This is a genomic window from Streptomyces thermoalcalitolerans (genome assembly GCF_039525155.1).
Taxonomy (GTDB): Bacteria; Actinomycetota; Actinomycetes; order Streptomycetales; family Streptomycetaceae; genus Streptomyces; species Streptomyces thermovulgaris.
In genome coordinates this window covers 1-24506 of the sequence record NZ_BAAAHG010000032.1, presented here as the reverse complement: position 1 = coordinate 24506, position 24506 = coordinate 1, and the positions used below count along the sequence as shown (strand labels likewise).

Here is a 24506-nt window from a genome sequence, read left to right as displayed (position 1 = left end):
CCGGGCCTCACCGGATGGTGCGGCTCCACAGCGGGCCGAAGCGGGCCCACTCGGCGTCCCACCGGGCCATGCGGCGGCGCTCCAGGCGGGTGCGCAGGACGCGGCCCGCGGCAAGGGGGACGGCGGCGGCACCCGCACCCACCAGAGTGCCGGTCGCCCCGGCCCGGGCGCGGGCCACGGCAGGCGTGGCCGGTTCGGCCACCAGGCGGCCCCGGTAGTCGGTCCACACCGTGACGGGAGTGCCGGCCGCGCTGCCGGGCCGTACCCGGGCATGCCCGGTGCGCTCGGTGCCGTCCCCGGCGGTCCAGCGCACCTTTCCCCACACCCGGACCTGGCTGCTCCCTGCGGGCAGGCCGGGTGCCCGCTCGGTCACCAGCGCGGTCGTGGGCCGCCGCTGAAGGCGCTCCTGGGCCAGCCCGCGCTCCACTTCCCGGGCCGCCGTCCAGCCGGCGAGCACCCCGGTGAGAACGGTGAGGACCCAGGTGCCGAGCAGAACCCAGGCCTCCACGGTGTCGACGCGGCGTCTGAGCGGACTGCGGCGCCACCGCCACAGCCACGCCCTCGGAACACGGAACGCCATCGACGGCATCCTCCTCACGGGCCGATGGACCTTGACGGACCGATGACCTGACGGGCCGCCCTCCCGTACGAAGGGCGGCTCCCCGGTGCTCAACGACGAGTCCCCCGCCCCGGCGTCCGTAGGGGGCTCCCAGCGTCCGTATGGGGGCTTCCGGGATCCGTACGGGGGCTCCCGGGACGCGCACAAGACCGGGCGGAGCCCCGGCCATGCCGTGGTGACCTGCGACGACGCCGCCCTGGCGTGACTGTCAGTGGCGAGGTGCACACTGACCGGTGTCCAGGACGAAGAGGTCCGGACGAAGACCTCGCGGAGGTGACCGGCATGACCGAGGTACTGCTCGCCGTGGGCACACGCAAGGGCCTGTTCATCGGGCGGCGGCGCGGCGGCGTCTGGGAGTTCGACGACAGCCCGTACTTCACCGCGCAGGCCGTGTACTCGGTCGCCGTCGACACCCGCGGCACCGTTCCGCGGCTGCTGGCCGGCGGTGACAGCGCGCACTGGGGGCCGTCGGTGTTCCACTCCGACGACCTGGGCCGCACATGGACCGAACCGGCCCGGCCGGCGGTGAAGTTCCCCCAGGACACGGGCGCCTCACTGGAGCGGGTGTGGCAGCTGCACCCGGCGGCCGCGGAGCCGGACGTGGTGTACGCGGGTACGGAACCGGCCGCGCTGTACCGCTCCGGGGACCGGGGCGAGAGCTTCGCGCTGGTCCGTCCGCTGTGGGAGCACCCCACCCGGTCGAAGTGGACGCCGGGCGGCGGTGGTGAGGGCCTGCACACCGTGGTGACGGACCCGCGCGACGCGAAGGCGGTCACGGTCGCCGTCTCCGCCGCGGGCGTGTTCCGCACGTCCGACGGCGGGACGAGCTGGACGCCGTCCAACTCCGGTGTGTCCGCGGTGTTCCTGCCGGATCCGAACCCGGAGTTCGGCCAGTGCGTCCACAAGATCGCACAGGATGCGCGGAACCCGGACCGGCTGTACCTGCAGAACCACTGGGGGGTGTACCGCAGCGACGACGGGGGCGGGCACTGGACGGACATCGGCGAGGGCCTGCCGTCGACGTTCGGCTTCGCCATGGCCGCCCACCCGCACCGCGGGGACACGGCGTACGTCTTCCCCGTCAACGCGGACATGGACCGGGTGCCCGCCGGCCGCCGGTGCCAGGTGTTCCGTACCGCGGACGCGGGCAGGAGCTGGGAGCCGCTCACGGCGGGCCTGCCGGACGAGGACCACTACGGCACGGTGCTGCGCGACGCGCTGTGCACCGACGACGCGGACCCGGCGGGCGTGTACTTCGGCAACCGCAACGGCGAGGTGTACGCGTCGGCGGACGACGGCGACAGCTGGCAGCTGCTTGCCTCGCATCTGCCGGACGTGCTCTGTGTGCGCGCGGCGGTGATCGGTTGACGGCCGCGGCACGGCCCGGGGGCGAGCCCGCCGGAGAAGGAACTTGTCGGAGAAGGCCGGAGAACGAGGAGAAGGAGAGAAGAAGGAAGAAAAAAAGGAACGGAGAGGCTGGGAAGCCGCGCCCACCGCCGTCGCGTCGGACCGCCCGGCAGGTCCTCACCGTCCGTCCCCGGCGGGACCGCCGGCTCCGGTCACGGTGGTGCGGGCGGACTCGTCCACCCGGAGGGTGAAGATGTCCGGGCGGGCGTAGTGACCGGTCGGGTCGAAGTCGAAGCGGGCACGGGCCAGGTCGTCGAGGTCGAGTTCGGCGGTCAGGATGCCCTCGCCGTCGCGCAGCGGCCCGGCCAGGACCTCGCCGAGCGGTGAGACGATCACGGAGCCGCCGCCGATCAGCACGGTGCCGGGTGCGTCGCCCTGTACGGGGTGAAGGTCGGCGGGCAGGGCGTCGCGGCGCAGGTACTGGTTGGCGCTGAGGACGAAGCAGCGGCCCTCCAGCGCGATGTGCCGCATGGTGGCCTGCCAGGCGTCGCGGTCGTCGACGGTCGGGGCGCACCACAGGTCGACGCCCTTGGCGTACATCGCCGTGCGGAACAGGGGCATGTAGTTCTCCCAGCATATGGCCGCGCCGAGGCGGGCCGTGCCGGTGTCGACGACCGGCAGGGTGGAGCCGTCGCCCTGCCCCCACAGGTAGCGTTCGGCAGCGGTCGGCATCAGCTTGCGGTGCAGGCCCAGGTAGCCGTCCGGCCCGAAGAAGAGCGCCACGCAGTACAGGGTGCCGCCCTGCCGTTCGACCGCACCGACCACGGCGTGGCAGCCCAGTTCCCGGGTGAGGCCGGCCAGGGCGTCGGCCTCGGGGCCGGGGACGTCGACGGCGGCGGCGTGGTAGCGCCTGAACAGCTCCCGGCCGGCCGGGGTGCGGCTGCCGACGGTGATGCCGAAGTCCAGGCCCTTGGGGTAGCCGCCGAGGAACGCCTCGGGCAGGACGACGACCTCGGCCCGGTGGGTCGTGACGGCCTCACGGATCAGCTCCTCGGCGCGGACCAGCGCGGCGGGCGTGTCGAACAGCGGGGCGGCGGCCTGGACGACGGCGGCGGTCAGAGTGGTCATGCCGCCGAGAGTAGAGAGTGCTGACCGCTTTGGCTCCGTCCGCCGCGGCATCGGACGCCGGCCGCGAGGCCGGCACGTGCACGGCGGCCTACGGCAGACGCCAGTCCACCGGCTCGGCCCCCTGCTGCACCAGGAGCTCATTGGCCCGGCTGAACGGCCGCGAGCCGAAGAAACCCCGGTCCGCCGACATCGGCGAGGGGTGCGCCGACTCGATCGCCGGATACTGCCCGAGCAGCGGACGCAGACTGCGCGCGTCCCGCCCCCACAGGATCGACACCAGCGGCCGCCCCCGTGCGACAAGGGCACGGATGGCCTGGTCGGTCACCTCTTCCCAGCCCTTGCCCCGGTGGGCGCCCGGCCTGCGCGGAGCCGTGGTCAGCGCCCTGTTCAGCAGCAGCACGCCCTGCCGGGTCCAGGGGGTCAGATCACCGTTGGACGGCCGGGGCAGACCCAGATCCGAGGTCAGCTCCCGGTAGATGTTCTCCAGACTGCCCGGCAGCGACCGCACCTCCGGCGAGACCGCGAAGCTCAGGCCGATCGCCATACCCGGTGTCGGGTAGGGGTCCTGACCGACGATCAGCACCTTCACCTCGTCAAAAGGCTGCTGGAACGCCCGCAGGACATGGTGCCCCGCCGGGAGGTACGTCCTCCCCGCCGCCACCTCGGCGCGCAGGAAGTCCCCCATCGCCGCGATGCGTCCGGCCACCGGTTCCAGAGCCTTCGCCCAGCCGGCCTCAACAAGTTCATGCAACGGTCGTCGTGCCACGCCACGCCACTCTAGTGGCCCACACCGACATTCCGTACCTGCGGACCAACCCCTACGAGAAGGGCCTCCCCGGGCGCTAGTCTTCCTCCTCCCCGAGGCCGTCGAGCCGATCGAGCCGATCGAACCGCTCGAACCGCTCGAGCGGATCACGTGGATCGCGCAGCCGGCCGCAGGGAGGGAAGGGAGGAGGGAAGTCCGTTGCACTCAGTGACCGCACCGCTCCGCCACCGCCGCCACGGCCGTCACGCCCGGCCGGCCCTTCGTCCCGGACACAGATCCCCCGCATCGTTCGTTCCCGCGGTGGAACTGTCGTTATCCGCCGTGCCCGGGGTGCGGCCGCCGGCCGGCCGGTTCCCGTCGGCCCGCCCCGCCTGTTCCCTCCCCTCGCCGTCCGGCCGCGCCGCCGGCCCGTCGTCCGGCCGGCGGGGACAGCCGGTGGACCGGCGTCCGTCATGACGGCCGGAACCTGCACCACCGGTTTCCTCGCCGTGGACTCGGGCGGCTCCGGGGTCCGGGTCGTGGTCGGCGTGCCCGGCCGCGGACCGCTGGCGCGGCACGAGTCCATGGAGCCGGTGCGCACCGGGACCCGGGGCATCGACCCGGAGCACCTGATGGAGCAACTGGTGCCCATGGCACGGGCGTTGGCCGCCGAGGCGGGCGTGGAGCACCTGGAGACGGCCGTGCTGGGCGCCGCCGGGTTCGCCACCCTGGGCGACGCGCTGCGCGCCGAACTGCCCGGCGCGCTGGCGCAGCACCTCGGCGTGCGCAGGGTCGCGCTGGTCGCCGACGCGGTCTCCGCGTACACCGGCGCCCTGGGGCCGCGGCCGGGTGCGGTGATCGCCGCCGGGACCGGTCTGATCGCGATCGGCACCGATCTGACGGGCTGGCACCGCGCGGACGGCTGGGGCCACCTGCTCGGCGACTGCGGCAGCGGCGCGTGGATCGGCCGGGCGGGCCTGGAGGCGGCGCTGCGCGCCCACGACGGACGGGACGGCGGCTCGGTGCACCTGCTGGCCCGCGCGGAGGAGGCGTTCGGGCCGGTGCAGGAACTGCCCGGCAGGCTCTATCCGCGTTCCGACCGCGCCGCCTTCCTGGCCTCCTTCGCTCCCCAGGTGGCGCTCTGCGCTGCGGACGACCCGGTCGCGGCGGACATTCTGCGTGCGGCGGCCCGGCACATGGCCGAGGCGGCCGCGGCGGTCTGCCCTTCCTCGGGGGAGCCTCTCCTCGCCCTGACCGGCGGCCTGTTCAGGCTGGGCAGCCCTCTCCTCATGCCGCTGGAACACGAGTTGGCCGACAGGCTGCCGCATGCGCGGCTGGTGCGCGCCGAGGGCGATCCCCTGCACGGCTGCGTGCGGATCGCCATCGATCTGGCCAGGGACGTCCTCGCACTGCCGAGCGACGAGAAGCTGCTGTACGTACCGCCTCCACCGGGAAACTGATCCCGTCCACAAGCCGCTCGGCTCGAATCCGCGCACAACTCAACAGACAAAACCGGACGGATAACGCTCACCCGCCCCCTCCCCGAACAGAGAAACCCGCAAAGCCAGTAACATGCGGCGCCATGAGCTCCCCCACTGGGCCCGCGTCCGGCCTGCCAGTACGAATGCCGCGCCCCCGTCAGCCCGGACGGCACCGCCGGCCCGAACCGCTGACGGTTCCCGAGGGCGCGCCCGCGCTCGTCCTCGCGGTACCGGGCACCGCCGGCACCGCCACGCGCAGCCTCGCCGAGGAGATCGTGAGCATCGCCCGCTCCGAGCTTCCCGGCCTTGAGGCCCGTATCGGGTACCTCGAAGGGGACGACGCGGAGTACCCGACCCTGCAGTCTGTGCTCACTCACGCGGCCGAGGAGCGGACCGCCCGCTACGAACAGGCCATTGCCGCCGGTGTGGAGGCCAAGGAGCCCGAGGGTCCCGTCGGGATCGTCGTGCCGCTGCTGGCCGGTCCGGACAGCGCGCTGCTGCGCCAGATCCGGCAGGCGGTCATGGACAGCCGGATCGCGGCCGAGCTGACCGATGTGCTCGGCCCGCACCCGCTGCTCGCCGAGGCCCTGCACGTGCGTCTGTCGGAGGCGGGGCTGGCCCGCGCCGACCGTGCCCGCCTGTTCACCGTGGCGACCGCGGCGGACGGGATCATCCTCGCGTCGGTCGGCGGCGAGGAGGCCGTGCAGGCGGCCGGGATCACCGGCATGCTGCTCGCCGCCCGCCTCGCCGTGCCGGTGATGGCGGCCGCCCTGGACCAGGAGGGCTCGATCGCCGGCGTCGCCGAGCAGCTGCGTTCCTCCGGCTCGCAGCAGCTGGCCCTGGCGCCGTATCTGATCGGCCCGGAGATCGACACCGCGCTGGTCGAGGCCGCCGCCAAGGAGGTGGACTGCCCCGCCTCGGAGGCGCTCGGCCCGTACCCGGCGATCGGCAAGCTCGTCGTGACCAAGTACACGACGGCGCTGGGCATCGCCCCGCAGCAGCCGCAGGGCGCGCCGGTCCGCTGACCCGCAGTCCGTCCCTCGTACGACAAGGGCCCGTTCCCCACGCGTGGGGAACGGGCCCTTTCCGCTCTCGCGACCGGGGTCTGCGCTCCTTGTGGCCGTTTCCGCTCCTGGTGACCGGGGAGCGGGCTCTTCTGCCGCGTCCGGCCGTACGCCGTCCGGGCGCGCTCTCCGTGTCCGGCGCGGCTACGCCCTGCGGCCCCGCCTGCCCCGCCGGCCGCCCCTGACGCCGCCGCCGCGCCGGCCGCGGGCCGTCGTCCCGGCGAACCGGCCCTTCCCGGCGGACCGGCCCGTCGCCGCGGGCTTGCGGCGAGAGCCCTTGCCGCCGGCCTGCTGCTCCGTGCGCTGGGCCTGGGTCCGGGCGCCGCGTCCCCGGGTGCTGTTGACCGTCCGGCCGCGGACGATCCCGATGAACTCCTCGACCAGGTCGGTGTACGCCTCCTCGGGCCACGCCAGCGCGACGCTCGACTGCGGGGCGTCGACGACAGGCCGGTAGGTGAGGTCCCTGCGGTGGTGGAGGCGGGCCAGCGACTGGGGGACGATGAGCACGCCCACGCCCGCCGCCACCAGTTCGACGGCGTCCCCCGTGGTGGCGGGCCGTTCGAAGGCGGGTTCGCCGGGCGGTCGGTCCCAGCCGAGGACGTCGTCGAGGGGGTGGAGGACGACCTCGTCGGCGAGGTCCTCCAGGGACACCTCGTCCACGGCCGTCACCACGTGGTCCTTGGGGACGACCACCACCGTCGTCTCGGTGTAGAGAGGGATCGCGCTGAAGACGGTGCGGTCCACCGGCAGACGGACGATCCCCGCGTCCGCCGCGCCGTCGCGCAGCGCCTCACAGGCCTCGGCGGCCGGGACCTGGACCAGGATGAGGGGGACGTCGGGGAGGCGCTCGTTCCAGATCCGCACCCACTTGGCGGGCGTCGCCCCAGGGATGTACGCGAGTCGGAACGAGGCAGCTGCATCCGATGCATCCGAGCCGGTCACCCCGACAGGTTACCCGGTGCGGCGGAGAGGCCCGTCCCGCTGTACGGGCCGCCGGGGCCGCCGGGCTCACGCCCGAGAGGCTCCGGGGCCCTCACCGCGGGCGGCTCATCCGTGGGGCTCGTGGGGGACGACCGCCACCGGGCAGCCCGCGTGGTGGACGGCGGCGTGCGTGACCGGTCCGGTGGACGGGCCCGCCGGGCGGGCGGACGGGCGGCGGCCGACGACGAGCAGGCTCGCGCCGGAGGCGGCCCGCACCAGCGCGGTCGAGGGCTTGTCCCGTACCACCGTCTCCACGACGTCCACCTCCGGGTACTTGTCCCGCCACACCCGGAGCACCGCGGACAGGAAACTCTGCCACTCCTCGGCCCGCCCGGGGTCGTCCACCAGCGCGATCTCACCGGGTCCCAGACCCAGCGCGGACGGCTGCTGCCAGGCGTACACGGCCCGCAGCCGGGCCCGGCGCAGCTGCGCCTCCCGGAAGGCGAAATCGATCACCGCGTCGCACGGCAGGGCGACGTTCAGGCCGAGCACCACGTCCCGGTAGCCGGTACGGGTGGAGGGACTGCCGTCGGCCTCCGGGAAGTGCTCGTCCGCGGCCTCCTCACCGGCCCGCACCAGGACGACCGGGCAGGTGGCCCGGGCCACCGTGCCCAGGGCGACGGAGCCCACCAGGAAGCCGGTGAAGCCGCTCAGGCCGCGCGATCCCAGCACCAGCAGATCGGCCCGCCCCGCCGCCCTGAGCAGGGCCGTGGTCGCCGGCCCCAGGACCTGTTCCTCCTCCAGGCGCACCGTGGGGCAGGCCTTGCGGATGCGCTCCTCCGCCCGGCCCAGCACCTGCCGGGCCCGGCGCCGCCGGGCCGCGTCCACCCGCACGCCGGCCGGACCCGGATGCCAGTTCCAGGCGTGGAACAGCCGCAGGCTGCGCCCCCGGCGCTCGGCCTCGCGCGCGGCCCACTCGGCAGCGGCCAGGCTCTCCTCGGAACCATCGACTCCGGCGACAACGGGCGAAACCATGGCGCACACCTCCTGTGCTTCGATCCGCTCCCCTGCCAGCGTCTCGTGCCCCGGCGTGCCCCGCCAGGGGCCGCCGGGGCACGAGACGGGGGCCGTTGGGCCTCTCTCCCCGTCCGGTCGGTCCGGTCAGTGCGGCAGGGGCTGGGCGGTCGCCCGGCGGGTGCGCCGGGTGACGGCACTGCGCACCCCGGTCCCGGTGAAGGCCAGGGCCGCGGTGGCGACCAGGCCCAGCAGGATCAGGCCGATCGCGTAGGAGCCGTAGGCGCCGTACAGCGACCCCATCACCAGGGGCGGCACGAAGCCGCCCAGGCCTCCGGCGGCGCCGACGATGCCGGTGACCGAGCCGACCTGCTTGGGCGGGGCCAGCAGGGCCACCAGGGCGAACACGGCGCCGCTGCCCGCGCCGAGCGCGGCGGCCATGGCGAGGAAGGCGATGGTGCCGGCCGGCATCAGCGACGGGGTCGTGGACTGCACGAACGCGCCCACGAGCACCACGGCCAGCGTTCCGCCGAGTACGCGCACCGCGCCGATGCGGTCCGACAGCCAGCCGCCGACCGGCCGCATCGCCACGGCCAGCAGCACGAACCCGGCCATCCGGTTCGCGGCGTCCGCCTGGCTCAGGCCGTAGCTGTTCTTCAGGTAGGTGGGCAGGTAGACGGAGAAGGCGACGTAACCGCCGAAGGCCACCGCGTACAGCGCCGAGGCCTGCCAGGTGACGCCGAGCCTGCAGGTCGCGATCAGCCGGCGGGTCATGGGCTCGGTCGACACGGTGTGTCCGGGCGCGTCCCGCATCACCAGGGCCGCCACGACCGCGTACACGGCGAGGACGGCCGCGGTGACCAGGAAGGGGGTGGCCATGCCATGGGCGTCGACCAGCTGCACCGTGGTCAGCGCGCTGATCGCGGTGCCGCCCATGCCCATGCCGAAGATGCCGAGGGCCAGACCGCGCCGCCGCGGCGGGAACCAGGCGTTGACGAAGGGCACACCGACGGCGAAGGCGGTACCGCCGATGCCCAGGAAGAAACCGCCCACCAGCAGTGCGAGCAACGAGGAGTGCCCGGCCAGGCCCAGATAGAGCACCGGCACGATGGTCACCGCCGACACCAGCGAGAACATCGTCCGCCCGCCGAGCCGGTCGGTCAGCGCCCCCACGGGGATGCGTCCCAGGGACCCGACCACGACCGGCACCGCCACCAGCAGCGACTGCTCGAACGAGGACAGCTCCAGGGTGTCCTTGAAACGCGGACCCAACGGGCTGAGCAGCGCCCAGGCCCAGAAGTTCACGGCGAAGCCCACCGTGGCCAGTGCCAGCATCAGCCAGGCCCGCCCCGGCACGGGCGCGGGGTCCGGCGCCGACCTCTCCTCTTTCGTCCTCAACGGCTCCTGCATGCCGTTTTTGTCCCTTCGCTCGTGCAGTCGTACGGCGCCGGGGTCTCCCCCGGACCGCGGGCTCCTCGGTCATCGGTGTTCACCGGCGTTCAGCGGCGCCCGGAAGCGCCCGCCGGCACGTACCGGCCGGCTCGGCAGCCCGCTGTCACTATCCGCAGCCGCGCACATCCCCGAGGAGGGACCGAGGGTCCCTGCCTCGGGGCGGACCGTCCCCACCCCGCAGGGACCGCCGTCCCGGCGTCCGGGACCGGACGGCCGGTCCGGTGACGGCAAGGCCCGACCGCACGTGGACACGGGCATGGACAACGCGACCGTGGACGACGCAGGGAGCCGGGTACCCGGTCGTCCCGGCACGCAACGCAGGGGATGAGAGGGGCCAGCAGCCCCTCGTGGACGGGTGAACACCCGGAGAGCCGGACGGGTGGACACCCGGAGAGCCGGACGGATGAGCTCCAAAGAGCCGGGCGGACAGGTGAACGCCCGGAAAGCCGGGCAGGGTGCTCCCCCGGCGTGCCCGGTGGACTTCGTGCACTGCGCCCTGGCCAGGGACGTGGCCTGCGAAGTCCACGGCAGAGCCGTCCGCGCGCGCCGTCAGGTCATGTGGCGGGCAGCGCGGCGGCGAGCAGGACGACGCCGAGGGAGCCGACCAGGGAGGCCACGGCGAGGGCGCGGGCCAGTTCGGAACGGCCCTTGGCGTGCGCCCAGCCGTGCGCGGCCGCGGCGAGCATGACCAGGACGAACAGGCCGAGCTTGGTGACCAGGATCCGGCCGTAGCCGGGGTCGGCCAGCGAGGCCCAGGTGACGCCCTTGTGCCAGGCGATGGCCCAGCCGGTGCCCAGTTGCACCGGCAGGAACACGGCCCCGGTCAGCATGCCGAACCGGCGGCCCACCCGCGCGACGAAGTCGCCGCGGGCCTCCGCCGCCAGGATGCGGCGGGACAGCGGAAGGACCACCAGGGACAGGGCCAGCTGGCCGCCCACCCACAGCGCGGCACCGGTGACGTGCAGAAAACGCACCAGCTGCCAGAGTCCGACTCCGTCCATCACTCCACCTTCACCATGCCGTGCGCCCCTGCCTCGGCATGGCGCATGTCGTGGTCGACGAAGGGGTAGTGGCCGGCCTCGGGGAACACCGTCTCCACGAAGCCGCCCTGGGCGGGCGCCAGGTCGAGCGCCTGGGATCCGCCCTTGTCGCCCGGCCGCAGCAGGTAGGTGCCCTCCTTGTAGACGGTGTCGAAGACCGTGCCCACGACGTGGAAGGCGATGCCGTCGCTCGGACCGGCCGCGACCACCCAGAAGCGGACCCGCTGCCCGGCGCGTGCCTTCAGCGGCGCCTTGGCGTACTGAGCGGCGACGCCGTTGAACATCCAGGCGTCCGGGGTGTTCTGACGCATCTTCGCGACCTGGCCCTCGCTGCCCGGGGTGCCGAGGTACAGCTGGGAGGAGACCAGGACGTACTCCTGGTCGGCCTTCGCCAGCCCGGGCGGATCGATGATCACGGCGCCGTACATGCCGTTGCCCATGTGCTGGAGCATCGGCGCGGTGCTGCAGTGGTACAGCCAGGCGCCGGCCCGCTCGGCGCGGAACCGGTAGACGAGCCGCTCCCCCGGCTGGAGGGTGCGCATCGGCCGGTCGGGGGCGAGGGCGCCGGCGTGGAAGTCGATGCCGTGCCCCATCGTGGGGTCGTCATTGACGAGGGTGATCTCGAAGATGTCGCCCACCTTGCCGCGCAGGGTGGGGCCGGGAGCGGTCCCGCCGAAGGTCCACATCTCCTGCCGTACGCCCGGGGCGACCTCCACCGTCGTGCGCCGGGCGCGCAGTTCGACCTTGTGCACCGTGGCACCGGGGGCCGCGGGGAGCACGGCGGAGCGCGGCCGCCAGCCGCGGGAGAAGCCGGCGGCGAGGTCGAGGCCCTTGCCCGGTGCGGTGGCCATGGTGTGGCCGTCCTGTTCCGGGGAACCGTGCGTGCCGCCGTCGACCACGATGTCCAGGCTCATGCCGGCGGCGCGGTGGCCCGGGACCGTGCACCAGCCCTTGCGGTCGGAGGTGACGGTGCCCAGGTCGAGGGTGTGGGACTCCCCCCGGGACAGCAGCGGGGTGGCGGGGCCGTCCTCGATCCTCAGGTCGTGGCGCTGTGCGTCGCGGTTGGTGACCCGCAGGCGCAGTGCGGTTCCGCGGGCGACCTCGATCCGGCTCGGGGTGACGCGCATGTTGTGCAGGGAGACGGACACCGTGCGGGTGGTGGTGACGGTGCCGACGCCTCCCGCTCCGGCGGCCTCGTGCGAACCACTGCCCGTGGTCCCGCCGGTCCCGCTGTTGGCGACCAGCACGGCCAGTACCGTGACGACGGTGGCCACCGCGGTGCCGATCAGCGCGGGCGCCCGGGACGGCCCGTCCGGCCGGACACGGCGGCCGAGCACCGCCACGACGGGCACGAGGAACGCCACCGCGGCGCCCGCTGCCAGCACCGTCCCCGCCGTCGCGGCGGGGCCGGGCAGGGGCAGGACGAGCAGTGCGACGGCCAGGTCGAGGGCGATCAGCCGGGGCGCCCAGCCCCGCTCCAGCACCGCCCGGAGTCCGGCCCGCTCCCCGGGGCTGCCGGACAGCACGACCGGCAGCAGATACGTCAGCGCGCCGATGAGCACCTGTGCGACGAAGCCGAGGAGGAACAGCGGAAGCAGCACGTCGACGCCGTCGAGGGCGGCGGTCGCGGAGCGGGTGGCCAGCAGCACCAGGTCGACGGCCACCCCGGCCACCAGCCATCCGGCGGACGCCGCCAGTGTCCAGGCGGCGGACGCCGAGACAGGGCTGCGTCCCCGCCGCACGGTGACCGTCAGCAGCCGTACGGCGACGGCCACTCCGGCGGCGTACACGGCGAGCCCGGCCGCCGCCGCCTCGTGCCGTCCGACCGCCATCCCGGTCACCGCGACCGCGAGTCCGCCTCCGGTGAGCGCCAGCACCCAGCGGGCCGTCCGTGTGGTGTTCTCGTGCATCCGGACGCCGAGGACGGTCGGCCAGAGCATGAACAGGGTGCCCAGGACGGGCAGTCCCATCCAGCCGAGCAGGGTGAGGTGGATGTGGGCGAGCCGCAGACCGGCGTGCCCGTGCGGGCCCACCGCGCCGACGGCCAGGAGCCCGCCCAGCACCGCTCCGGCGGCCAGGGCCGCCGCGGCCGCCCGGTAGTACACGGTGATCGGCGCCAGCCGGCCGCCCAGCGCACCCCGGCCCATGCGCACCAGCACCACCAGGTGCGCGACGACGGCGGCGACCAGTCCCGCGCAGGCCGCCACGATCAGTGCGGGCAGATCGGCCCACACCCCGGTCAGCACCCCGGCCACGGACAGGTTCACCCCGCCCAGCCGTACGGCGCTCCACCGCCGGTCGGGCCGCCGGGCGTGCAGCATCGCGACGGCGAAGTGCTCGCTCCACACCACGATCGCGGTGGTGGCCGCGCCCAGCAGGAACAGGTGGACCGCCAGCCAGCGGGCCACCGGCAGCGTTCCCTGCGCGGTGGCCGCGAGCAGTGCCAGGACCGCCCACCCGGCGACCAGGATGTGCGCCCGCAGATGGCGGGAGCGCACTCCCGACCGGGTGAACCGGCTGGACCGGGCATCGGTGTCGGCGGGCGGAAGGAGCGGAAGCTGCTTGCGTCCTTCCGCCTGGGGAGCGCCCTCGACTTCGTTCATGATGTTCCTCGCAGGTCCGTCGGCCGGCTGCCGTTGCCGCGTTCTGCCTCTCTGGACAGCTCTCCGGACAGCAGCGCGGCCAGTTCCCGCTGGTGGGGGAAGGATCCGGGGACGTAGCCGCACCAGGGCTCCTCGGCGTACGGGTCGCCGGTCACGCCGTAGGCGCGGGAGCGGGAGCCGCCGCAGACCCGGCGGAACTCGCAGGAACCGCACCGGCCGCCCAGCCGGTCGGGGGAGCGCAGGCCGGTGAACAGCTCGGAGGTGCGGTAGATCTCGGTCAGCGGCTGCTCGCGCACGCTGCCCGCGCCGAGCGGCAGGAACCCGCTGGGGTGAACGGTCCCGGTGTGCGAGACGAAGACGAAACCGCGGCCGGCGTTGACGTCGAGGGGCGGGCGGCGGGCCCGGCGGCCTCCGCCGGTCAGGCCCAGTTCCGCCGCACGGTCGCGCAGCTTCCGGTACAGGGGTCCGAGCCCGAGGACCTTCTCGTGGTCCTCGCCGAGGCCGGCGAGGACCCGGCGCTGAAGGACGACGCGACGGAAGTGGTGGGCCTCGGTGGTCTTGGCGGGCACGGTGAGGCCGATGTCGTACACGAAGTTCAGCACGTCCTCGGTCTCCTCGGGCGTCAGCGCGCCGAGGGCCGTGCCGCGTCCGGTCGGCACCAGGAAGAAAGCGCTCCACAGCATCGCGCCATGGGTGTGCACCAGACGGACGATGTCCGGGAGGTCGTGCAGGTTGTGCCGGGCGACGGTGGTGTTGATCTGCACCTTCATGCCGAGCGCGCGGGCGGTGTCCCAGGCGTCGAGGGTCCAGCGGTAGACGCCGGACACTCCTCTGAAGCCGTCGTGCAGCTCGGGGGTGGAGCCGTCCAGGCTGAGCGAGAGGCCGACCGCGCCCGCCTCGTGCACGGCCCGCAGCCGCTCGGCGGTGAGGGTCGGGGTGCCCGAGGGCGAGACGGCGACACGGACCCCGGCCTCCTTGCCGTAGGCGATGAGTTCCAGCAGGTCGGGCCGCTGGAAGGGGTCACCGCCGGTGATCACGAACAGCGGGGCCGGCTGTCCGAAGGCGGCGATCTGCCGCATCAGGTCCTTGGCCGCCTCGGTGTCCAGCTCGCGCGGGTCCCGGTCCGGGACGGCCTCGGCACGGCAGTGCACGCAGGCCAGCGGGCAGGCCCGGGTGGACTCCCAGATCACGATGAAGGGCCGTTCCCCCACGTCCTGCCGCTGCATCCGGACCGCTCGGCCGTCGCGCACCCCGGGTCCGCCCCCGGGTGCCCGGCCGGCGCTCACTTCTCCCGCCCTTCCCACCGTCCGGCCGCCTGGGAGTCAGGGCAGACGAGGCTGACGGCCGGACGGCGACCGAATCGGAGGACGGCGCATGTCGTACGACGTGCCGGCCTCGGCCTGGGACGGGGGATGAGACCAGGCCGGCACCGGGTGTTGTCGTACATGCGCTGCCTCCGATTCGGTCAGCGCCAGCCTGCACCGTGCGGGCCCTGTGTCTCCTCCGCCAAGAGACCCTTTCCATAGGGCCCTTGGTCCCTGATCGGGCGGGCGGACGAGGGCCCTCGGACACCGTGCCGAGGGCATTCGGCCCAAGGATCTCCCGGTGGGCCCAGCCTTAGTTTTCCGGCCATGGAGAACGACGAGAACGCACGGCAGCGGGAGCCTCGTGCCGGACAGGGCTGGCCTCTGGCCACCCGCCGGCTGCTGACCCGTGGCGAGGTCTCCGCCGACGGGCGCGCCGTCTTCGGCGAGGGAGACGGCACGTGGGAAGGCTTCTACCGAAACCGCTGGGCCCACGACAAGGTGGTGCGCTCCACGCACGGAGTGAACTGCACCGGGTCCTGCTCGTGGATGGTGTACGTCAAGGACGGCATCATCACCTGGGAGCACCAGGCCACCGACTATCCGTCGATCGGCGCGGACTGCCCCGAGTACGAGCCGCGCGGCTGCCCGCGCGGTGCCTCGTTCTCCTGGTACACCTACTCCCCCAGCCGGGTCCGGTACCCGTATGTGCGGGGCACGCTGCTGAAGATGTGGCGCGAGGCCCGGCGCCGGCTCGGTGACCCGGTGGCCGCATGGGCGGAGATCACCGGGGATCCGGCGAAGGCACGGGCGTACAAGCGGGCCCGTGGCAAGGGCGGTCTGGTGCGCGCCGACTGGGACGAGGTGTCCGAGCTGGTGGCCGCCGCCCATGTGCACACCATCAAGACCTACGGCCCGGACCGGGTGGCGGGCTTCTCGCCGATCCCGGCGATGTCGATGGCGTCGTTCGCGGCCGGCGCCCGGTTCATGTCGCTGATCGGCGGCACCCTGCTGTCGTTCTACGACTGGTACGCCGACCTGCCGGTCGCCTCGCCCCAGGTGTTCGGCGACCAGACGGACGTCCCCGAGGCGGCCGACTGGTGGAACGCGGGGTACCTGGTCATGTGGGGGTCGAACATCCCGGTCACCCGCACCCCGGACGCGCACTTCCTGACCGAGGCCCGCTACAACGGCACCAAGGTCGTCGCGGTCAGCCCCGACTACGCGGACAACGTGAAGTTCGCCGACGAGTGGCTGTCCCCGCACCCGGGCACCGACGGGGCACTGGCGATGGCCATGGGCCATGTCATTCTGCGCGAATTCCTGATCGACCGCGAAGTGCCCTACTTCCGCGACTATCTGCGGACCTACACGGACGCACCGTTCCTGGTGACGCTGCGGGAGAGCTCCCACGGGCTCGTCCCGGACGGGTTCCTGACCGCCGCCGACCTCGGCCGGGAAGAGGGCGGACAGGAGCCCGAGGAGGAGAACGCGGCGTTCAAGACGGTGCTGCTGGACCGGACCACCGGCAAGCCGGTGGTCCCGGGCGGCTCGCTCGGCTTCAGATGGGGTGAGGCCGAGCGAGGCCGCTGGAACCTCGACCTGGGCGACGTCGTCCCCGAGCTGAGCCTGCTGGAGACGGCCGAGGACACGGTCGAGGTGGCACTGCCCCGGTTCGACGAGGGCGCCACCGAGGGCGGTTCGGTGATGATGCGCGGGGTGCCCGTGCGGCGCATCGGCGGCCGGCTCGTCACCACCGTCCTCGACCTGCTGCTCGCCCAGTACGGGGTGGCCCGGCCCGGTCTGCCGGGCACCTGGCCGCTCGGCTACGACGACGCGTCGCAGCCGTACACCCCGGCCTGGCAGGAGACCATCACCTCGGTGCCGGCCGAGCAGGCGGCCCGGATCGCCCGGGAGTTCGCCCGCAACGCCGAGCGCACACGCGGCCGGTCGATGATCGCGATGGGTGCGGGCACCAACCACTGGTTCCACTCCGACACGATCTACCGGGCGTTCCTGGCGCTGACCACGATGACCGGCTGCCAGGGCGTCAACGGCGGCGGCTGGGCGCACTACGTGGGCCAGGAGAAGGTCCGTCCGGTGACCGGCCTGCAGCACCTGGCGTTCGCCTTCGACTGGCAGCGGCCGACCCGGCACATGGCGGGCACCTCCTACTGGTACCTCAACACCGACCAGTGGCGTTACGAGGCCTTCGGGCCCGAGGAGCTGGCCTCGCCGCTCGGCGCGGGCCGTTTCAAGGGCAAGGGGTTCGCGGACTGTCTGGCGCAGGCCGTGCGTCTGGGCTGGACACCGGGCCACCCCGGCTTCAACCGCAACCCCCTGGATCTGTGCGACGAGGCCGCGGCCCAGGGACGCGAGGTCGCCGAGTACATCGTGGACGAACTGAAGTCCGGACGGCTGAGGTTCGCCGTCGAGGACCCGGACGACCCGGCCAACTTCCCCCGGGTGCTGACCGTGTGGCGGGCCAATCTGCTGGGCTCCTCCGGCAAGGGCAACGAGTACTTCCTGCGCCATCTGCTGGGCACGGACGCGGCCGTCCGCTCGGCCGAGACCCCAAAGGACAAGCGGCCCGAGGAGGTGGTGTGGCGCGAGGAGGCACCCGAGGGCAAGCTCGACCTGCTGGTCACCCTGGACTTCCGGATGACCTCCACCGGTCTGCTGGCCGACGTGGTGCTGCCGGCCGCGACCTGGTACGAGAAGGACGACCTGTCCAGCACGGACATGCACCCCTTCGTGCACGCCTTCACCCCGGCCATCGCCCCGCCCTGGCAGGCCCGCACCGACTACGACATCTTCCTGGGCATCGCCGACCGGTTCAGCGAGCTGGCCGCCGAGCACCTGGGCACCCGCACCGACGTCCTCGCCGTGCCGCTCACCCACGACACCCCGGACGAACTCGCCCAGCCGGGCGGGGTCGTACGCGACTGGAGGACCGGCGCGTGCGAACCGGTTCCCGGCCGGACCATGCCGAAGCTGGTCGTGGTGGAGCGCGACTACGCGGCCGTGGCCCAGAAGATCCGCGCCGTCGGCCCGCTGCTCGACACCCTCGGCACCACCACCAAGGGGGTCACCGTCCGCCCGGACCGGGAGATCGAGGAGCTGCGACGCCGCTGCGGCACCGTGCGCGACGGCGTCGGCGCCGGCCGGCCGTCGCTGGCCACCGCGAGCAACATGTGCGAGGCGATCCTCGCCCTGTCCGGCACCACCAACGGCCGGCTGGCGACCGAGGGCTTCCGGGAACTGGAGCGGCAGACCGGCAGGAAGGGCCTGGCGGAGCTGTCCGCCGAGCGCGAGGCCGAGCGGATCACCTTCGCCGACACCCGCACCCAGCCGCGCGCGGTGATGACCTCCTACGAGTGGTCGGGGTCGGAGACCGGCGGCCGCCGCTACTCCCCGTTCGTGATCAACGTCGAGCACCTCAAGCCCTGGCACACCCTCACCGGCCGCCAGCACTTCTTCGTCCAGCACGACTGGATGGCCGAGCTCGGCGAGCAGCTTCCCGTCTACCGGCCGCCGCTGAACGCGCTGCGGCACTACGGCGACGAGCATCTGCACGAAGAGGGCCGCGCCGAGGTGACGGTGCGGTATCTGACCCCGCACTCCAAGTGGTCCATCCACTCCGAGTACCAGGACAACGCCTACATGCTGGCGCTGTCCCGCGGCGGCCCGGTGATCTGGATGTCCACCGCGGACGCCGAGAAGATCGGCGTGAAGGACAACGAGTGGATCGAGGCGTACAACCGCAACGGCGTCGTGGTCGCCCGTGCGGTGGTCACCCACCGGATGCCCGAGGGCACGGTGTACATGTACCACGCCAAGGACCGCACGGTGAACGTGCCGAAGGCCGAGGTCGGCGGCAAACGCGGCGGCATCCACAACTCGCTGACGAGGCTGCTGCTCAAGCCCACCCACCTCGCGGGCGGCTACGCCCAGTTCACCTACGCCTTCAACTACTACGGCCCGACCGGCAACCAGCGTGACGAGGTCACGGTCATCCGCCGTCGCAGCCAGGAGGTCGACTACTGATGCGTGTACTGGCCCAGATCGCGATGGTGATGAACCTCGACAAGTGCATCGGGTGTCACACCTGCTCGGTCACCTGCAAACAGACCTGGACCAACCGGACCGGCGTGGAGTACGCCTGGTTCAACAACGTGGAGACCAAGCCGGGCGTCGGCTATCCGCGCCGCTACGAGGACCAGGAGCAGTGGAAGGGCGGCTGGATGCTGGACCGCAAGGGCCGGCTGGTGCTGCGCTCCGGCGGACGGGGCAAGCGGCTGCTGTCGCTGTTCTCCAACCCCGACCTGCCGTCCCTCGAGGACTACTACGAGCCGGTGACGTACGACTACGACAACCTGGTCAGCGCCCCGGCGGGCCCGGACATGCCGGTCGCCCGCCCCCGCTCGGTGCTCACCGGCAAGCCGGCCTCCATCACCTGGGGCGCCAACTGGGAGGACGGCCTGGGCGGTGCGCCCGAGCACGCGGGCGGCGACCCCAATCTGAGGGGCGAGTGGGCCGAGAAGGTCAAGTTCGCGTTCGAGCAGACCTTCATGTTCCATCTGCCCCGGCTGTGCGAGCACTGCCTCAACCCGGCCTGCATGTCGGCCTGTCCGTCCGGCGCGATGTACAAGCGGGTGGAGGACGGCATCGTCCTGGTGGACCAGGACCGCTGCCGGGGCTGGCGGATGTGCGTGACGGCGTGCCCGTACAAGAAGGTGTACATCAACCACGTCACCGGCAAGGCGGAGAAGTGCACGTTCTGCTTCCCGCGCATCGAGGCGGGGCAGCCCACGGTCTGCTCGGAGACCTGTGTGGGCCGGCTGCGCTACCTGGGGCTGCTGCTGTACGACGCCGACAAGGTGGGCGAGGCCGCGGCGACCCCCAACGAGCGGGACCTGCTGGACGCGCAGCGCGGCCTCTTCCTCGACCCGAACGATCCCGAGGTGATCGCGGGGGCCCGGGAGTCCGGCATTCCCGAGGACTGGCTGGAGGCGGCCCGCCGCTCGCCGGTGTACGCGCTGGTGTCCACGTACAAGGTGGCGCTGCCGCTGCACCCGGAGTACCGCACGCTGCCGATGGTCTGGTACGTGCCGCCGCTCTCCCCCGTCCTGGACGCCGTCACCTCCGCGGGCGGCGACCAGGACGACCCGGACCATGTGTTCGCCGCCGTCACCCGGCTGCGCATTCCGCTGGAGTACCTGGCGGAACTGTTCACCGCCGGGGACACGGACGTGGTCGCCGGGGTGCTGATGAAGCTGACCGCGCTGCGCTCGTACATGCGCGAGAAGATGCTGAGCGGGACCGGTGACGAGACGGCGCTCAAGGCCGTGGGGCTGACCGCCCGCCAGGCGGAGGATCTGCACCGGCTGCTGGCGGTGGCCAAGTACCAGGACCGGTACGTCGTACCGGCCGCGCACAAGGAGGACGCGGCGGCGCTGACCGCCCTGGAGAACCGCTGCCCGGTGGAGTCCCACGGCGGGCCGGCCGAGCGGAAGGTCATGCTCGGCATCCCCACCCTGCGCCGGAGTGCTTCCGAGGCCCCCGCCGGAGGCCGGCCATGAGCCCCCTGCCCGGTACGGTGCCCTCGATCGTACGCGCCCGGCTGCGGGCGGCCACCACGCGCCGCCCGCCCCGGCTCACGCCCGAGGAGACCGAGCAGCGGGCGCTGGTGCTGCGGCTGCTGTCCCTGCTGCTGCAGTACCCGGACGCCGAGCTGGTCGCCGCGCGGCCCACCGTGGCCGCCGCCGTGGAGGCGCTGCCCCCGTCCCCGGCCGCCACCGAACTGGCGGCGTTCACCGCCTGGTTCACCGAGCAGAAGCCCGAGGCCCTGGAGCAGCACTACGTCGAGATGTTCGACCTGCGCCGCAAGAGCAGCCTCTACCTCACCTACTACCTGCACGGCGACACCCGCCGCCGGGGCATGGCCCTGCTCGCCCTGGCCCAGTGCTACCGGGCCGCGGGCTGGGAGAACGGCAGCGGTGAACTGCCCGACCATCTGCCGGTGGTGCTGGAGTTCGCCGCGCTGTCCGGACCGGGTGCGGGCGAGGCGCCGCTGCGCCGGCACCGGCGCGGTCTGATGCTGATCCACCAGGCGCTCGCCGACGCGGCCTCGCCCTACCGGCATCTGCTGGCCGCGCTGCTCACGCTGATGCCGCCCGCCACCGAGGCGGATCTCGCGGCCGTGGCCGAACTGGCCGCCGAGGGACCGCCGGACGAGGACGTCGGTCTGGAGCCGTACGCGGGCGACCTGTTCGCCCCGCCCGGCACCTTCGTCCCGCCCGACCGGGCCGCCCCCACCCTTGTGCCACCGTCCCTTCCGACGTCTCCGGATGGTCCTCGATGAATGCTTCAGGAACCGACCTCCTGCTGTGGGTCGCCTTCCCCTACGTCTGTCTGGCCGTGTTCGCCGTCGGGCACGTCTGGCGCTACCGGCAGGACCAGTTCGGCTGGACCTCGCGCACCAGCCAGCTGCTGGAGCACCGCTGGCTGCGCTGGGGCAGCCCGCTGTTCCACCTCGGGGCGTTCATGGTGATCGCCGGGCATGTGGTCGGGCTCGCCGTGCCCGCGTCCTGGACCGAGGCGGCCGGCATCGGCGAGCACGCCTACCACACCGTCGCCGTGTGGGCGGGTTCGGTGGCGGGCGTCGCCATGGTCACCGGGCTCGGCATGCTGTGCGCCCGCCGGCTGCTGACCCGGCGGATCCGGCTCGGCACCGACCGCAGCGACAAGGTGCTCTTCCCGCTGCTGTCCGCCACCGTGCTGCTCGGCTTCCTCGCCACGGTCGCGCACAACGTGTTCGGCGGCGGCTACGACTACCGGCAGACCGTCTCGGTGTGGTTCCGCGGGCTGTTCACCCTCCAGCCGCAGCCGGAGGCGATCTCCGGTGCGCCGCTGCTGTTCCAGCTGCACGCCCTGAGCGCCTGCCTGCTCTTCGCGGCCTGGCCGTTCACCCGGCTGGTGCATGTGTGGAGCGCCCCGATCGGCTATCTCGTCCGCCCCTACCTGGTCTACCGGCGCCGGTCCTCCACCCCGGTGCCGGTATCCGGGGAGGCACACCGTCTGCCTTCCCGACGCGCTGTGTGAGAGCGGCGCACATCGCGCCCCGGCCGGTGAAGGTGGTCTGCGGTCGGCACCGGCCGGGGCGTACCCGCACTGAACCCTGCCGGCCACCCCCAGGAGGGGTGTTCACGGCAGAGCACTCAAGAAGGGACATCAGGCCCCATACACGGACAGAATTGGGGCATAGGCTTGCTCACGCAGGCGTGGGCAGGCCCGAGCCGAGAAGGCCGAACGCCGGCAGGAAGCGAGGCGCGCTCATGGCGACCACCGGCCACCCGAAACCGTCCCACTCCTCTCCTCCCCTGCCCGGCGACGAGCTGGACCCCGCCCGGATGCCCGGCCACTGGCTGCTGGCCCGGCTCGGCAAGCGAGTGCTGCGCCCCGGCGGTGTGGCACTGACCCGCTGGATGCTGGACACCCTGCGCATCGGCCCCGAGGACCGGGTGGTGGAGCTGGCCGGCGGGCTGGGGGCCACCGCCCGGCTGACTCTCGCCCGCGGTCCGGCCGACTACACCGCCGTCGACCGCGATCCCGCGGCGGTGGCGTCGCTCAGCGCCCTCACCGTGCCCGGGCGGACCGATGTCCGCGCGGTGCGGGCCGACGCGGCACGCACCGGACTGCCGGACGGCACGGCCACCGTCGTCTACGGCGAGGCGATGCTGTCCATGCGGCCCGACCCCGCCAAACGGCGCATCGTCGCGGAGGCGCGCCGCCTTCTGGCGGACTCCTCCGGCCGGTACGCCCTGCACGAGCTGTGCCTGCTTCCCGACGGCATCGATCCGGCGCTCGCCGAGCGCATCGGCGCGGATCTCAACGATGCCCTTCATGTCGGCGCCCGCCCCCTCACCCCGTCCGGCTGGAGCGACCTGCTGACCGCCGGGGGCTTCACCGTCACCGCCCGGCGCATCGCCCCGATGGCGCTGCTCGAACCCCGGCGGCTCGTCGCCGACGAAGGACTCGCGCGCACCCTGCGCATCACCGGCCGGGCTCTGCGGGATCCGGTGGCCCTGCGCCGGGTGCTGCGCATGCGCCGGGTCTTCCGCCGTCACCAGGCCCACCTGGGTGCGATCGCCCTCGTCGCCCGCCCCACGACCGCGCCGTCCGTCTGAGACGGGCTCTCCGTGCCCGTCGCCGTGCTCCGCGGCCGGGCCGCCGGACCGTCCGTCCCGCGACCCGGCGCGGTCTGACGGGCGGGTCCCGTTCGCCGTCCCGGCGGCACCAGCCGGCCGCCGACGCCCTCCGCCTTCGAGCGGGCGGAGGGCGTCGGCGTGACCGGGGCTTCTCGGCCCACGGGAGTCCGGGAGCGGGCCGGCCCCGTCCGGCGGTCCTCACCGGTTGCGCAGGGCCGCGAGTGCCGTGTCGAGCCCGGCCGGGCGCGGCCGGTTGTGGGGGAGCTTGGCGAGCAGGACGGCCAGGCCGCAGGTGTTGGTGAGGGCGGAGAAGACCAGCCCGCCCGCGATGCCCGCCGACAGGATCTGGAAGGCCGGGTGCACGACCAGGCCGAGGAGCAGACCGAGCAGCACCAAGGCGCCCGCGGTGAGGCGCACTTGGCGTTCCATGCTCCAGGAGGCCCGTGTCTCGCAGGCCAGGGGCCGGCTCAATTCGTGGCCCGCGGCGGCCCATGCCTCGGTGCCGCCGGTCAGGGTGGCGGCGGACACGCCCTGCTCGGCCAGCAGCGCGCAGGCCTTCTGCGAGCGGGCACCGGAGGCGCAGACGATCAGGAGGTCACCGCGCGCCGCGGCCTGCCGGAGTTCCGGGAGCGCCTTCCGGATGTGGTCCAGCGGGATGTTGAGCGCTCCGGGAAGGTGCCCCGAGGCATACTCGCCGGGGGTGCGCACGTCGATGACGGTCAGCCCCTCGAGCCGGGAGTGCGCCTGCTCGACGGCGAGGGCCTCGGGCGTGGAGGGCGTGGAGGGCGTGGGAAGGGTCATGACGGTTCGGATCCTTTCCGGACACAGATGTGGTCGACACGCTCCCGAATCGGGACGTACAGTACCCCCAGGGGTATTTCGCAAGGAGTGATCGTGGATCTGGAGCTCGAGGAGGCCGACCTCAAGGCCGTCCTGAACCGGCTGCGCCGTGCGCAGGGGCAGATCTCCGGGGTGATCCGGATGATCGAGGAGGGACGGGACTGCGAGGAGGTCGTCACCCAGCTCGCCGCCGCCTCCCGAGCCCTGGACCGCGCCGGTTTCGCCATCATCGCCACCGGCCTGCAGAAGTGCGTGGCCGACATCGAGTCCGGCCGGACGAACGGTGAGGACGCCACCCGGATGCGGGCCCGTATGGAGAAGCTGTTCCTGTCGCTGGCCTGACGCCCGCCGCACCGGCCGGTCGCGCATCACACCACCACGTCGGTCAGCATGAACGCCGCCACGGCCAGCAGCATCACGGCGAAGACCCGTTGCAGCGCAGTCCCGGACACCTTCGTGGCCAGCCGCCCGCCGTCCCAGGCACCGAGGACCGCGGCCCCCGCGAACGGTGCGACGACCGCCCAGTCCGGCCCGGGGACCGTACCGGCCCGCATCACCAGCGCGGCCAGTGAGGTGACGGTGATGACCAGGAGGCTGGTGCCCACCGCCGCGCGCATGCGCAGACCGAGCAGGCCCACCAGGGCCGGCACGGCGAGGAAGCCGCCGCCGACGCCCAGCACACCGGTGACCGCGCCGAGCCCGGCACCGGCCGCCGCGGCCCGGCCGGGCCGGACCGGG

20 protein-coding genes are annotated in these 24506 nt (G+C 73.3%); 9 read left to right on the top strand and 11 right to left on the bottom strand.

Going from position 1 to position 24506, the window contains the following annotated elements:
- Window positions 1-7: 7 nt before the first annotated feature.
- Window positions 8-580 carry an Rv1733c family protein gene (locus ABD224_RS18450; RefSeq protein WP_344051174.1) on the bottom strand — a complete coding sequence of 191 codons (573 nt, stop codon included), beginning with the start codon at window positions 578-580 and terminating at the stop codon, window positions 8-10.
- Between the two features lie 321 nt (window positions 581-901).
- Here ABD224_RS18450 and ABD224_RS18445 point away from each other — a divergent pair, with 321 nt between their 5' ends.
- Window positions 902-1987 carry a WD40/YVTN/BNR-like repeat-containing protein gene (locus ABD224_RS18445; RefSeq protein WP_344051172.1) on the top strand — a complete coding sequence of 362 codons (1086 nt, stop codon included), beginning with the start codon at window positions 902-904 and terminating at the stop codon, window positions 1985-1987.
- 156 nt (window positions 1988-2143) lie between these two features.
- Here the strand turns inward: ABD224_RS18445 and ABD224_RS18440 are convergent, their stop codons facing one another.
- Together ABD224_RS18440 and ABD224_RS18435 are read right to left on the bottom strand one after the other, a co-directional pair.
- Window positions 2144-3094, bottom strand: a complete 951-nt coding sequence (locus tag ABD224_RS18440; protein ID WP_344051170.1) for a nitrilase-related carbon-nitrogen hydrolase — start codon at window positions 3092-3094, stop codon at window positions 2144-2146.
- A gap of 88 nt (window positions 3095-3182) precedes the next feature.
- Entirely contained in the window at window positions 3183-3860 is a 678-nt protein-coding gene (locus ABD224_RS18435) for a uracil-DNA glycosylase (protein WP_344051168.1), read from the bottom strand.
- A 452-nt stretch (window positions 3861-4312) separates the two neighbouring features.
- On the opposite strand from ABD224_RS18435, the gene ABD224_RS18430 reads away from it, so the two are divergent.
- Both ABD224_RS18430 and ABD224_RS18425 read left to right on the top strand, forming a co-directional pair.
- Complete coding sequence (locus tag ABD224_RS18430; RefSeq protein ID WP_344051166.1) at window positions 4313-5299, top strand: N-acetylglucosamine kinase; 987 nt, start codon at window positions 4313-4315, stop codon at window positions 5297-5299.
- Window positions 5300-5421: 122 nt separating this feature from the next.
- Window positions 5422-6345 carry a sirohydrochlorin chelatase gene (locus tag ABD224_RS18425; RefSeq protein WP_344051164.1) on the top strand — a complete coding sequence of 308 codons (924 nt, stop codon included), beginning with the start codon at window positions 5422-5424 and terminating at the stop codon, window positions 6343-6345.
- A 183-nt stretch (window positions 6346-6528) separates the two neighbouring features.
- Here the strand turns inward: ABD224_RS18425 and ABD224_RS18420 are convergent, their stop codons facing one another.
- From ABD224_RS18420 to ABD224_RS18395, 6 genes are all read right to left on the bottom strand, one after another.
- On the bottom strand, window positions 6529-7326 hold the full coding sequence (locus ABD224_RS18420) for a LysR substrate-binding domain-containing protein (RefSeq protein ID WP_344051162.1): 798 nt from the start codon (window positions 7324-7326) through the stop codon (window positions 6529-6531).
- A gap of 105 nt (window positions 7327-7431) precedes the next feature.
- Window positions 7432-8340, bottom strand: coding sequence for a universal stress protein (locus ABD224_RS18415; RefSeq protein ID WP_344051160.1), 909 nt, complete (start codon window positions 8338-8340; stop codon window positions 7432-7434).
- A gap of 126 nt (window positions 8341-8466) precedes the next feature.
- Complete coding sequence (locus tag ABD224_RS18410) at window positions 8467-9729, bottom strand: nitrate/nitrite transporter (protein WP_425581001.1); 1263 nt, start codon at window positions 9727-9729, stop codon at window positions 8467-8469.
- 596 nt (window positions 9730-10325) lie between these two features.
- Entirely contained in the window at window positions 10326-10772 is a 447-nt protein-coding gene (locus tag ABD224_RS18405) for a hypothetical protein (protein ID WP_344051157.1), read from the bottom strand.
- Entirely contained in the window at window positions 10772-13414 is a 2643-nt protein-coding gene (locus ABD224_RS18400) for a multicopper oxidase domain-containing protein (RefSeq protein WP_344051155.1), read from the bottom strand. The genes ABD224_RS18405 and ABD224_RS18400 overlap by 1 nt, the downstream gene beginning before the upstream one ends.
- A complete protein-coding gene (locus tag ABD224_RS18395; protein ID WP_344051153.1) occupies window positions 13411-14664 on the bottom strand; it encodes a TIGR04053 family radical SAM/SPASM domain-containing protein in 1254 nt (417 codons plus the stop codon). Before ABD224_RS18395 ends, ABD224_RS18400 begins: the two co-directional genes overlap by 4 nt.
- Before the next feature lie 381 nt (window positions 14665-15045).
- Here ABD224_RS18395 and ABD224_RS18390 point away from each other — a divergent pair, with 381 nt between their 5' ends.
- The 5 genes from ABD224_RS18390 to ABD224_RS18370 all read left to right on the top strand — a co-directional run bounded on the left by ABD224_RS18390 (window position 15046) and on the right by ABD224_RS18370 (window position 22907).
- Window positions 15046-18765 carry a nitrate reductase subunit alpha gene (locus ABD224_RS18390; RefSeq protein WP_344051151.1) on the top strand — a complete coding sequence of 1240 codons (3720 nt, stop codon included), beginning with the start codon at window positions 15046-15048 and terminating at the stop codon, window positions 18763-18765.
- A complete protein-coding gene (narH, locus tag ABD224_RS18385) occupies window positions 18765-20300 on the top strand; it encodes a nitrate reductase subunit beta (RefSeq protein WP_344051149.1) in 1536 nt (511 codons plus the stop codon). The genes ABD224_RS18390 and narH overlap by 1 nt, the downstream gene beginning before the upstream one ends.
- Window positions 20297-21082 carry a nitrate reductase molybdenum cofactor assembly chaperone gene (narJ, locus tag ABD224_RS18380; protein WP_344051147.1) on the top strand — a complete coding sequence of 262 codons (786 nt, stop codon included), beginning with the start codon at window positions 20297-20299 and terminating at the stop codon, window positions 21080-21082. The genes narH and narJ overlap by 4 nt, the downstream gene beginning before the upstream one ends.
- A complete protein-coding gene (gene narI / locus ABD224_RS18375) occupies window positions 21079-21822 on the top strand; it encodes a respiratory nitrate reductase subunit gamma (protein WP_344051145.1) in 744 nt (247 codons plus the stop codon). The genes narJ and narI overlap by 4 nt, the downstream gene beginning before the upstream one ends.
- A 233-nt stretch (window positions 21823-22055) precedes the next feature.
- Window positions 22056-22907 (top strand): class I SAM-dependent methyltransferase, encoded by an 852-nt coding sequence (locus tag ABD224_RS18370; protein WP_344051143.1) that lies wholly within the window; start codon window positions 22056-22058, stop codon window positions 22905-22907.
- Window positions 22908-23126: 219 nt separating this feature from the next.
- Here ABD224_RS18370 and ABD224_RS18365 read toward each other — a convergent pair whose 3' ends face one another.
- Window positions 23127-23729 carry a rhodanese-like domain-containing protein gene (locus ABD224_RS18365; RefSeq protein WP_344051141.1) on the bottom strand — a complete coding sequence of 201 codons (603 nt, stop codon included), beginning with the start codon at window positions 23727-23729 and terminating at the stop codon, window positions 23127-23129.
- A gap of 93 nt (window positions 23730-23822) precedes the next feature.
- Between ABD224_RS18365 and ABD224_RS18360 the strand changes: the two genes are divergently transcribed.
- Entirely contained in the window at window positions 23823-24110 is a 288-nt protein-coding gene (locus ABD224_RS18360; RefSeq protein ID WP_344051139.1) for a metal-sensitive transcriptional regulator, read from the top strand.
- Window positions 24111-24136: 26 nt separating this feature from the next.
- On the opposite strand, the gene ABD224_RS18355 is transcribed toward ABD224_RS18360, so the two are convergent.
- On the bottom strand, window positions 24137-24506 hold a 370-nt coding region (locus tag ABD224_RS18355; RefSeq protein WP_344051137.1), incomplete at its 5' end, for a TSUP family transporter.